Raw genomic sequence first — 11,219 nt, forward strand, 5'->3', positions numbered from 1 at the left:
CGCGCCATCCCAACGCCACCACGGTCGCGGAGGAATCCACCGCCTTCCCGATGGTGTCGCGGCCGGTCGATTGGGGCGGGCTCGGCTTCGGCTACAAGTGGAACATGGGCTGGATGCACGACACCCTTGAGTACATCTCGAAGGAGCCGATCCACCGCCGCCACCACCACGGCAATATCCTGTTCGGCCTGTACTACGCGTTCTCGGAGAATTTCGTGCTGCCGCTGTCGCATGACGAAGTCGTGCACGGCAAACGCTCGATCCTCGGCCGCATGCCGGGCGACGAATGGCAGCGCTTTGCGAATTTGCGCGCCTACTACGGCTTCATGTTCGGCCATCCCGGCAAGAAGCTGATGTTCATGGGCTGCGAGTTCGGCCAGGACTCGGAATGGAATCACGACCACAGCCTGCCATGGCATCTGCTGGAGCGGCCAAACCATCTCGGCGTGCAGCGGCTCGTTCGCGATCTCAACAAGCTCTATCGGACCACGCCGGCGCTGCATCAGCTCGATTGCGACCACGCGGGTTTCGAGTGGCTCGTCGCCGACGACACCAACCGCAGTGTGTTCGCCTGGCTGCGAAAGGGCAGCGACCCGAACGCCCGCTGCGTCGTCGCCGTCAACTTTACGCCCGAGGTCCGGCGCAACTACCGCGTCCGCGTGCCGTTCGCCGGCCAATGGCGCGAAGTGCTGAACACCGACGCTGCCCATTATGGCGGCAGCAACACAGGGAACGCAGGGCTTGTGTCCGCTGTTGTGACACCCGAAAGCCCGGAGTTGCATCTTGTCCTTCCACCGCTTGCTGCCGTCTATCTCGTTCCTGAGGCCTGACCGGCGCATCTCGTCCGGCGCGCCGCACCCGCTCGGCGCGACCTGGGACGGGCGCGGCACAAACTTCGCGCTATTCTCCGCCAGCGCCGAGAAGGTAGAGCTTTGCCTGTTCGACAAAAGCGGGCGAAACGAGATCGACCGCGTCGTCATGCCGGAGCGGACCGAGGACATTTGGCACGTCTACCTGCCCTACGCGCAGCCCGGCCAACTTTACGGCTATCGCGTCCACGGACCCTACGATCCCGAGGCCGGCCACAGGTTCAATCACCACAAGCTCCTGATCGATCCTTACTCCAAGCGTCTCGGCGGACAGTTCTCTTGGACCGACGCGCATCTGGCCTACCGCGTCGGACACAAGCGCGAGGACCTATCGTTCGACCGCCGCGACAACGCGCGTTACACATGGAAGTCGGTGGTGGTCGACCAGGCCTACACCTGGAGCGACGACCGGCATCCGAAGGTGCCGTGGGAGGACACCATCATTTACGAGGCGCACGTCAAAGGACTGACGCAACTGCGCGACGACATCCCGAAGGAGTTGCGCGGGACCTACCGCGGACTCGCCGCCCCCGCAATGATCGAGCATTTGCAGAAGCTCGGCGTCACCGCGATCGAGCTTCTGCCGATCCATTCGTTCGTCGATGAGCGCCACCTGATCGAGCACGGCCTGAAGAACTATTGGGGCTACAACACATTGAGCTTTTTTGCGCCAGAGCAGCGTTACTCTTCCGACAATATTCAGAATGCATTCCGCTCCACGGTGGCGGAACTGCACAGTGCCGGCATCGAGGTGATTCTGGACGTGGTCTACAACCACACCTGCGAGGGCAGCGAGCTCGGCACCACCATGTCGTTCCGCGGCCTGGACAACGCCAGCTACTACCGGCTGCTGCCGGACAACCCGCGCCACTGCATCGACGACACCGGCTGCGGCAACACCGTCAACACGGCGCACCCGCGGGTGATCCAGCTGGTGATGGACTCGCTGCGTTACTGGGTGGAGGTGTTCGGGGTGGACGGCTTCCGTTTCGACCTCGGCGTGGCGCTGGGCCGCGAAGCGCATGGCTACGACCCGAACTGCGGGCTGTTCGACGCGTTGCGGCAGGACCCCACGCTGTCGCAGGTCAAGCTGATCTCCGAGCCGTGGGATCTCGGCCCCGGCGGCTATCAGGTGGGCAATCATCCGGCGCCCTTCGCCGAGTGGAACGGCAAGTTCCGCGACGACGTGCGGCGTTTCTGGAAAGGCGACAGCGCCATGCGCGGGCTGCTGGCGCGCCGGTTGATGGGCTCGGCCGAAATGTTCGACCGCGACGGCCGCCGGCCGTGGGCCTCGGTCAACTTCGTCACCGCGCACGACGGCTTTACCCTGCACGACCTGGTCAGCTACGCGCACAAGCACAACCAGGCCAATGGCGAGGACAACCGCGACGGCGCGGACGACAACCACAGCGACAACCACGGCCACGAAGGGCCGACCGACGACGCCGCCATCCACGACGCGCGCGAGCGCAGCAAGCGGGCGATGCTGGCCACGCTGGCTTTTTCCCACGGCACGCCGATGCTGCTTGGCGGCGACGAATTCGGCCGCACCCAGCGCGGCAACAACAACGCCTACTGCCAGGACAACGCGGTGTCGTGGTTCGACTGGCGCCAGCTGCGCTCCGAAGCGGGGCGGGCGCAGACCGAATACCTGGCGCGGCTGATCCACCTGCGCCAGCAGCACCCCACGCTGCACTCGGCGCGGTTCGTCCACGGCGAGGCCGAGGTGCTGCCCGGCATTCCCACCGTGAGCTGGTTCGACGAGCGCGGCAAGCTGCTGACCCAGGCCGACTGGCACGACCACGAGGCACGATTGCTGGTGCTGCGCCGCGCTGTGGGCCTGGGGCGCCGTGCGGATGTCAGCCTGCTGCTGGTCAACGGCACCCGCGAGCCGCATCGCTTCGTGCTGCCCGCGCCGGCGCTGAGCTGGTGCCTGCAGATCGACAGCGCCCACCCGCAGGCGCCGCCGGGCATGGTGACCGATCGCAGCGTGGAAGTGGACGGCCCCGCGGTGATGCTGCTGACCAGCGCACCACCGCTCCATGCCTGAGCGCGGCGCTGCTCAAGCCCGACGCCTGCAGTGGCCGGAGTGAGCAGCATCGCGACTGAAGTCGCTTCCGAGAGTCTCCGCACCCACGGGCTCTTGCGGATAGCGGCCACAAACGAGCCACCACGTTCGTCCGATCACACCAGTAGGAGCCCGCTCGCGGGCGATGCTCTCAGCTTTGAATGTGGATCAGGAATGAAAGCATCGCCGGCGAGCGGGCTCCTGCGTTGGGCGACCGACACAGCGGGTCCGCGTCAGCGGCGATGCTGCGGCGGTCGGCGCGAACAGCGTCGCGACTGGGGTCGCTCCCAAGAGTCAGCGCGCCCACTGGCTCTTGCGGATAGCGGCCACAAACGCGCGCTAGATTCGTCCAATCACAGCCACCGGTAGGAGCCCACTCGCGGGGGATGCTCTCAGCTTTGGATGTGGATCAGGAACAAGAGCATCGCCCGCGAGCGGGCTCCTACCTTGTCCGTCGAACACAGCGGGTCCGCTTCAGTGCCGATGCCTGCGGCGGTCGGCGCGGACAGCGTCGCGAGGGGGGCGCTCACGCAGGAGCGGCGCATGGATGAGCCGTCGCGGAAGGGGCTTCAGCCCCCTCAGTCTCAGCGCGCGCGGGTGGCCAGCGGCAGCAGCCCGGCCGGGGTCACGGCCACGATGCGTTCGCTTGGCCGCGGCGGCTCCTCGTACAGGCCGGTGAGGCGGCCGAATGCGGGCAGCAGCGCCACCGAGCGACCAAAGCGGAACGCCGGCAGGCGATGCTTGCGCCAGCCGTCGCGCACGTTCACGCCCGGATGCACGTGACCGGCCAGCAGGTAGTGGCCGGGGTAGCGCGTGGGCTCGTGGCCGAGCGCGAGCGGCCCCTCGCACAGCACCTCGTCGATCCGCTCGAAGCCGAGGATGCCGGCGTCCATGTGCCGGTCGTGGTTGCCCACCACCAGGCTCATCGCCAGCGCCGCATGCCGTTCGCGCCAGCGCTGCACGTCGGCCACCCACGGCGTGTCGTGGTGCGCACGGCCGTGCACCAGGTCGCCCAGCACCACCAGCCGCTGCGGCTGGTAATGGGCAATCAGGCGGTCGATGCGCTGCAGGTCGTCCAGCGTCTGTCCGGTCGGCAGCGCCACGCCCGCGCGGCGCAGCACGGCGCCCTTGCCGAAGTGCACGTCGGCCAGCAGCAGCCAGCGCAGGCGCGGCCAGAACACGGCGCGCTCGCCGTGCAGCTGCAGCGTCTCGCCGGCCACCTCGATACCAAACTCCATCATCGGTCGGCGGCCTTTTCCAGTTGCGCGAGCATGCGCTCGACGCGGCTCTTCCAGTCGTCCGCGTGCACGCCGCCGCGCAGGCGCTCCACCCACAGCGGAAACGCCAGCGGGGTGAGCCGCGGCGGTTCCACGTAGCGCAGCGGACCGCGCGCGGCCTGCAGCAGGGCATCGCGCAGGCGGGCGTAGTCGAGCTGCTGGTCGAGCACTTCGCGCTCGGCCTGCCACAGCAGCGGATGCTCCGGATCGTGCTGGCGCAGCACGTCGAACAGCAGCCCGCTAGATACCTGCAGCTGGCGCATGGTCTTGCTCTGGCCGGGGTAGCCGTTGAATACCAGCCCGGCCACCCGCGCCACCTCGCGAAACTGCCGCTTGGCCAGTTCGGCCAGGTTGATGCTGGCGCGAATGTCGCGACGCAGGCCCCACGGATGCAGCAGCTGGCGCATTGCCTCGCTGTCCAGCGGCGGCAGCTTGCGCGCGGTGATCGCCAGGCCGTAGTCGTTCACCGCGTAGCCGTAGTCGGCCGGCACACGCTGGGCGAGGCGATAGGCGAGCACGGCGGCCAGCCCCTCGTGCGCCAGCCGCCCGGCAAACGGATACACGAACAGGTAATCGCCCTCGCGCGTGTGCGTGCGTTCCACCAGCAGCTCGCTCGCCTGCGGCACGTGCGACTGGCTGCGCTGGATCGCCAGCAGCGGGCGCAGCGCCTTCATCTCTGCCTCGCCGGCGTCGCCATCGGCGAGCACGCGGCGCAGTTCGCCGGACAGCTCGCCGGAAAGCGGCATGCGCCCGCCCATCCAGCGCGGCACGCCGCCCTGGCGGTTGTCGGCCTGGCGCACGTAGGCGGTCATGTCGCGCACCCGCACCAGCTGCAGGTGGCGCCCGGCAAACAGGAACCGGTCGCCCGGGCGCAGGCGCGCCACGAAGCTCTCTTCCACTGCGCCCAGCCGCGCGCCTTTCATGTAGCGCACCTGCACGCTGCCGTCGGAGGTGATGGTGCCGATCGACAGGCGGTGCAGCCGCGCCACGCGCCGGCTTTCCACCCGGCACAGGCCGTCCGCGTCGCGCACCAGCTTGTGGTACTCGGGGTAGCCGGCCAGCGCGGTGCCACCGTGTTCGAGATAGTCGAGCACGGCGTCGAACTGGGCCCGCGGCAGCTGCGCATAGGCGCGCGTGGTGGCGACCTCCGCATACGCCTGGTCGGCGTGGAAGCCGCCGCCGAGCGCGCGGGTGAGCAGGTGTTGCGCCAGCACGTCGAGGCAGCCGCGCAGCGGGTGGCGCGGTTCGAGGTGATCGGCCGCCAGCGCGCGCCGGGCCGCGGCGATCTCGGCCAGCTCCAGCAGATGCGTGGGCACGCACAGGATGCTCGAGGGCGCGCCCGGCGCATGCCCGCTGCGGCCGGCGCGCTGCAGCAGCCGCGCCACGCCCTTGGGGCTGCCGATCTGGATCACCCGGTCCACGGTGGAAAAATCCACGCCCAAGTCCAGGCTGGAGGTGGCCACCACGCAGCGCAGCGCGCCGGTGCGCAGGCCTTCCTCGGCGGCCAGGCGCAGCTTGGGATCGATCGAGCCGTGGTGCACCGCCAGCGTCTCCGGCGCCTCCGGCCACACCGCGGCCAGCGCTTCGTGCCACAGCTCCGCCTGCGAACGCGTGTTGGCGAACACCAACGCGGTGCGCACCTCCAGCACCGCCTGCACCACGCGGCCGAGCTGCTTCAGTCCCAGGTGACCGACCCAGGGAAAACGCTCGCCGGGGCCGGGCAGGGCGGTGTCGATACGGGTGCGCTTGCGTGCGGCGCTGCCGATCAGTACGCCGTCGCCGCACAGCGCGTGCAGCGCTTCGTCCAGATTACCCAGCGTGGCCGACAGGCCCCAGACGCGGCTGTCCGGCTGCAGCGTGCGCAGCCGCGCCAGCCCCAGCTGCAGCAGCGTGCCGCGCTTGCTGGCAATCAGCTCGTGCCACTCGTCCACCACCACGCCACGCAGGTTGGCGAAGCGCGTGGCGACATCGGGATAACTCAGCAGCAGGGCCAGGCTTTCCGGCGTGGTCACCAGCAACTCGCAGTCGCCGCGACGCAGCCGCGCGCGCTCGGCGCTGGAGCTGTCGCCGGTACGGCGCAGCACGCGCCAGGGCAGGCCCATCGCCTCCACCGCGGCGGCGAGGTGGCCGGTGGTGTCGGTGGCGAGCGAGCGCAGCGGGGTGATCCACAGCAGCTGCAGCCCCTTGGCCGGATGCAGCAAGCCGTCGATCAGCGGGCCGCCGACCGCGGCCAGCGTCTTGCCGGTGCCGGTGGGCGCGTGGATCAGCCCGTTGCGGCCTTCGCCCCAGGCTTTCCACGCGGCCCGCTGGAACGGCGCGGGCTTGCGGCCCTGCGCGGCGAACCAGTCGCGCAGGCGGGCCTCAGCCCGTCGCCAGGCGGCGGAGGTCGTCGAGGTGGTCGGCATCGCGTGGAGCCTTGTCGGTGCGCCAGCGCGCGATGCGGGGAAAGCGCACGGCCACCCCGGATTTGTGCCGCCCGGACAGCTGCACCGCCTCGAACGCCAGCTCGAACACGTGCACCGCCTCCACCGCGCGCACGGGGCCGAAACGCTCGGTGGTGTGGGCGCGGATCCAGCGATCGAGCCGGGCGATCTCGGCGTCGTCCAGGCCCGAGTACGCCTTGGCCACGGTCACCAGCTCGCCCTCGTGCCACACGCCGAAGCTGTAGTCGGTGAACAGGCCGGAGCGGCGGCCGTGGCCGGGCTGCGCGTACAGCAGCACCGCGTCGATGGTGTGCGGATCGACCTTCCACTTCCACCAGTCGCCGCGCTTGCGGCCCACCCGGTACGGCGAGTCGAGGCGCTTGAGCATCAGCCCTTCGGTCTGCCGCTCACGCGAGCTTTCGCGCTCAGTGGCGAGCGCCTCCCAGCTGTCGCTGAGCAGGGCGGGGGAGAGCATCAGCGCGTCGTCGGCGCCGCCCAGCATGCCGGCGAGCAGCGCGCGGCGCGCGTGCAACGGCCGCTCGCGCAGGTCGTCGCCGGCGTACTCCATCAGGTCGTACGCCATGAAGCGCACCGGCGTGCCGGCCAGCAACTTCGCGCCGGGTTTGAGCTTGCCGATGCGCTTCTGCAGCGCGGTGAACGGCAGCGGCTTGGCTGCCTCCTCGTCCCACGCCAGCAGTTCGCCGTCGAGCACGCCATCCACCGGCAGCGAGGCGGCGGCGCGTTCGATCTCGGGGAAGCGCCCGTCCAGCCGCTCCTCGCCGCGCGACCACAGCCCGGCGTGACCGTCGCGCCACATCAGCTGCGCGCGGATGCCGTCCCACTTCCACTCGGCCAGCCAGTCGCGCGCATCGCCCAGCGCGTCGACATCGTTCTCCAGCGGCGAGGCGAGAAAGAACGGGTACGGCCGATCGGCGAGGTGTTCGTCTTCGCCCACGGGCGCGGCCAGCGCCGCCAGTGCCGCGGCGGTGGGTTTCCAGTTGCCGCTCATGCGGTGGGCGATCAGGTCGGTCGGCTGGCCGGACCACGCTGCCAGCGCCTGCACCACCAGACGGTGCGACACGCCCACGCGCAGCGAGCCGGTGATCAGCTTGTTGAGCAGGAAGACCTGCTCCGGTTTCAGCGCGCGCCACCACGCCTGCAGCGTGGCGATGCGCTCGGCGCTCTCCAGTTTTGCGAGTGCCGGCAGGCGCTGTTCCAGCCATGCGTGCAGCGGCACCTCGCCCAGCGAGCCGTCGCCCGGCGGCAGCATCAGCGCGATGGTTTCGGCCAGGTCGCCCACGTGCTGGTAGCTCTCGTCGATCAGCCAGTCGGCGTAGCCGGTGGCCTCGCCCAGCGCCTGGCGCAGCTCGGTGGACGTGGCCAGCCGACGCAGCTTGGCGCCGCCCAGAACATGCACCGCCCACGCCGCATCGGCGCCGGGCGCCTCGCGCAGGTAGGCGGCGATCGCCTCGCGCTTGGCCAGCGTGGAGGCGGTGCGGTCCAGCTCCGCATAGAGTTCGGCAAACCGGCGCATCAGCCGCCGCTCTCGCTGTCGCGCTCGCGCAGCAGGCGCAGCGGCTGGGCGTCGTGGCCGAGATCGCGCAGGTGGCGGATCAGCGTCTCGCCGTCGCCGTGGGTCACGTAGATACGGCTGGCGCCGCTCTGCTGCACGCTCTGCAGCAGGCCCGGCCAGTCCGCGTGGTCGGACACCACGAAACCGCGGTCGTAACCGCGCCGGCGCCGGCTGCCGCGTATCTGCATCCAGCCGGAGGCGAACCCGGTGGAGGCCTTGCCGAAGCGCTTCATCCACGGCGAGCCGGCCGCCGACGGCGGCGCCAGGATCAACTCGCCGGCGAAATCGCGCCCGCGCGCAGACTCGCTCACCGGCTCGGTCGGCACCATCGCCACGCCCGCCTCGCGGTACTGCTCCACCAGCCGCAGCATCGCGCCGTGCAGGTGCACCGTGCGCCCGGTGCGCGAGGCCAGTTCCGCCAGGATGCGCTGCGCCTTGCCCAGCGCGTAGCAGAACAGCACCGCCGGCACGCCGCGCCGCACGCAGTCGTCCCACCATGCCAGCAGCTCGTCGATCACCTCGCTCATCGGCGGCCAGCGGTACACCGGCAGGCCAAAGGTGGACTCGGTAACGAACACATCGCACGGCACCGGCTCGAACGGCACGCAGGTGGGGTCCGGGTCGCGCTTGTAGTCGCCCGACACCACCACCACGCGGCCATCCAGCTCCATGCGCACCTGCGCCGACCCAAGCACGTGCCCGGCCGGATGCAGCGACACCGTCACCGGGCCCATGCGGAAGGGCTCGCCGTAGTCGTGCGCATCGATCGTCGAGCCCGCACCCAGCCGCTCGCGCATCAGCCCCAGCCCGGCGGACGCCACGTCGTAATGGCCGCTGCCGGAGCGCGCGTGGTCGCCGTGCGCGTGCGTCACTACCGCCCGCGCCACGGGGAACATGGGGTCGATAAAGAAGTCGCCGGCCGGCACGTAAAGGCCTTCGGGGCGTGGCTGGAGCAGGGGCTCATTCATGGCCGGCCATCGTAGCCAGCCAATCGTGCAGGGGGAGCAAAAACGCCCGGCGAAGCGTCGTGAAACGCGTGGCATAGCGCCGCATCGGCAGTAGAGTCGAACGCTTCGTTGCCGCCGCCACCCGTACCGATCATCCGTGACCGACCCCGCGCCCCGCCCGTTGCTCTACAGCTACCGCCGCTGCCCCTACGCGATGCGCGCCCGCATGGCGCTGCTGCAGGCCGGTCGCCCGTTCGACGTGGTCGAGATCGGCCTGCGCGACAAACCCGCCGCCATGCTCGCCATCTCACCCAAAGGCACCGTGCCGGTACTGCAACTACCCGATGGCCAGGTGCTGGAAGAAAGCTGGGACATCATGCGTTGGGCCTGGGCCGGGCACGACCCGGACGGGTGGTGGAGCAGGGGGCAGACGGAGGACAACCTCGCGCTGGTTCGCGTCAACGACGGCGAGTTCAAGCGGCATCTGGATCGGTACAAGTATCCGGATCGCTATCCGAGCGAGCTGCTGCCGCGGGAGGCGCATCGTTCGGCGGCCGTCAGCTGCTTGCTAGTGCCCCTGGAGGCGAGGCTGCAACGGCAGCCGTACCTGGGTGGCGTGAATCCATGCGCTAGCGATCTGGCAATCTTTCCGTTCGTGCGTCAGCTTGCAGGCGTGGAGCCGGCGTGGTTTGCCGAGCTGCAGATGCCGGCGCTCAAGGCGTGGCTGCAAGGCTGGCTCGCCAGCGGCTTGTTCGCTGTGTGCATGACCAAGCTCGTACCGCATGCGAAGCAGCCGTCTCCTGCTGAAAGGCGAACCTGACCCTGTTCTACTCCGCCTCGCGGTCCCAAAACCCGCCCTGTTACACCCCCAATTCCGCCTGCGTAACTCATACACCCCCACATCCGCCACATAACACGGGGCCTTGATCCGCGTAGATCGCCAGGGGAGTTGCGTAACCCCCGAAAGGGCCTGGGAATTCATCGCTTGTTAGCGGCATCGGGCGCCATGCATACTCGGTGCAACACCCCAGATGTGGGGTCTACTAAGCGTTAGGGGCTTAGGTGTCGGTAGAAGCGACCACAATCATTACGCTGAGGATCTTCGGTGACTCCCTTGTACCGGACGAGGTGACTGCGCTCCTCGGTGTCGAACCGACCCATGCCCACGCCAAAGGCGATCGCCACATCGGCAAGGATGGGCGCGAGTTCGCGAAACGTCGCGTCGGCATGTGGCAGCTCCGCGCAGAAGAATCTGCGGGCACTTTCGAGTCACGTGTTTTGGGCTTGCTCGCCTGCCTCCCCAGGTCTGAGGCCGCTTGGAGCGCAATCACACAGAACCTAGAGGTGGACCTGTCCGTCGGGTACTTCATGGAGCGAACCAATGAAGAGCTTTTGGTCACAACGAAGGTTCTTAGCGCGCTGGCGTCTCGAGGTATCGAACTGCTGCTAGACATATATGACCCAGTAGGCGGCGCCGAGGCATGCGCCCCTAACAACTCGTCCAAGCGGACGCGCTGACGCGCGCCGCTTAACTCCAGCGTTAGGCCTTATGCGACCCACACACGAGCAATCCAATGCTTTTCTAGCTCACCAGCCTGTAGCGGGTGTGTCTTTTGAGCACAATGCGTGTGTTCAGGTGGTAGGTGGCGAACATGCCGGTGACTCGGGATCTCTGGTAAGTGTCGAGGAGCTAGGAGATGACCCCGTCTACTTGGTCGAGTTGGGGTCCAATCAAGATGCTCTTGTCCCGCAATCATTCTTGCGCTTGGTTGCGGCCTAACATTTCGTTCAAGGCGGACGGCTTCGCCGCCGCTTAACTCCAGCGTTAGACAACAGGAGAGACAATATGGAAGTTGCAGCGAAGAGCTATCTGCCTGGCGTGCTTAGCGGCATTCTGGTCAGCTATGTCTCGGTCTACTCAATCGCAGTGTGTGCCGCAATTGCCATGCCTCGTTGGTTTCCCATTGCGCTATGGCAGGTGGTCGTCGTATTCGGGCTTGGCGCCTTTATGCCTACGCTCGTAATCTACCTCTTCACTTTGCTCGTCATGCGACCGGACCAT

The 11,219-nt window shown here is 68.4% G+C and carries 9 protein-coding genes; 5 read left to right on the forward strand and 4 right to left on the reverse strand.

What is annotated here, in order from left to right:
- Together VFG40_RS04605 and glgX are read left to right on the forward strand one after the other, a co-directional pair.
- On the forward strand, positions 1-830 hold an 830-nt coding region (locus VFG40_RS04605; RefSeq protein ID WP_324895377.1), incomplete at its 5' end, for an alpha amylase C-terminal domain-containing protein.
- Complete coding sequence (glgX, locus tag VFG40_RS04610; RefSeq protein ID WP_414649243.1) at positions 784-2,919, forward strand: glycogen debranching protein GlgX; 2,136 nt, start codon at positions 784-786, stop codon at positions 2,917-2,919. The genes VFG40_RS04605 and glgX, both read left to right, overlap by 47 nt.
- 602 nt (positions 2,920-3,521) lie before the next feature.
- On the opposite strand, the gene pdeM is transcribed toward glgX, so the two are convergent.
- From pdeM to VFG40_RS04630, 4 genes are read right to left on the reverse strand one after another with little or no spacing between them, the layout of a single operon-like run.
- Complete coding sequence (pdeM, locus tag VFG40_RS04615) at positions 3,522-4,178, reverse strand: ligase-associated DNA damage response endonuclease PdeM (protein ID WP_324895379.1); 657 nt, start codon at positions 4,176-4,178, stop codon at positions 3,522-3,524.
- Positions 4,175-6,619 (reverse strand): ligase-associated DNA damage response DEXH box helicase, encoded by a 2,445-nt coding sequence (locus tag VFG40_RS04620; protein ID WP_324895381.1) that lies wholly within the window; start codon positions 6,617-6,619, stop codon positions 4,175-4,177. Before VFG40_RS04620 ends, pdeM begins: the two co-directional genes overlap by 4 nt.
- Positions 6,576-8,171: an ATP-dependent DNA ligase gene (locus VFG40_RS04625; RefSeq protein ID WP_324895383.1), complete on the reverse strand. Its 1,596-nt coding sequence runs from the start codon at positions 8,169-8,171 to the stop codon at positions 6,576-6,578. Before VFG40_RS04625 ends, VFG40_RS04620 begins: the two co-directional genes overlap by 44 nt.
- A complete protein-coding gene (locus VFG40_RS04630) occupies positions 8,171-9,178 on the reverse strand; it encodes a ligase-associated DNA damage response exonuclease (RefSeq protein WP_324895385.1) in 1,008 nt (335 codons plus the stop codon). The genes VFG40_RS04625 and VFG40_RS04630 overlap by 1 nt, the downstream gene beginning before the upstream one ends.
- Positions 9,179-9,314: 136 nt before the next feature.
- Between VFG40_RS04630 and VFG40_RS04635 the strand changes: the two genes are divergently transcribed.
- From VFG40_RS04635 to VFG40_RS04640, 3 genes are all read left to right on the forward strand, one after another.
- Positions 9,315-9,977 carry a glutathione S-transferase gene (locus VFG40_RS04635; protein ID WP_324895387.1) on the forward strand — a complete coding sequence of 221 codons (663 nt, stop codon included), beginning with the start codon at positions 9,315-9,317 and terminating at the stop codon, positions 9,975-9,977.
- Between the two features lie 242 nt (positions 9,978-10,219).
- Positions 10,220-10,675 (forward strand): DUF4279 domain-containing protein, encoded by a 456-nt coding sequence (locus VFG40_RS17815; RefSeq protein ID WP_414649244.1) that lies wholly within the window; start codon positions 10,220-10,222, stop codon positions 10,673-10,675.
- A 328-nt stretch (positions 10,676-11,003) separates the two neighbouring features.
- Positions 11,004-11,219 (forward strand): hypothetical protein (locus VFG40_RS04640; protein ID WP_324895389.1); only part of this gene is annotated, 216 nt, incomplete at its 3' end.

Origin of the sequence: Dyella sp. (assembly GCF_035685805.1) — a bacterium.
In the GTDB taxonomy this organism is placed as follows: Bacteria; Pseudomonadota; Gammaproteobacteria; order Xanthomonadales; family Rhodanobacteraceae; genus Dyella_A.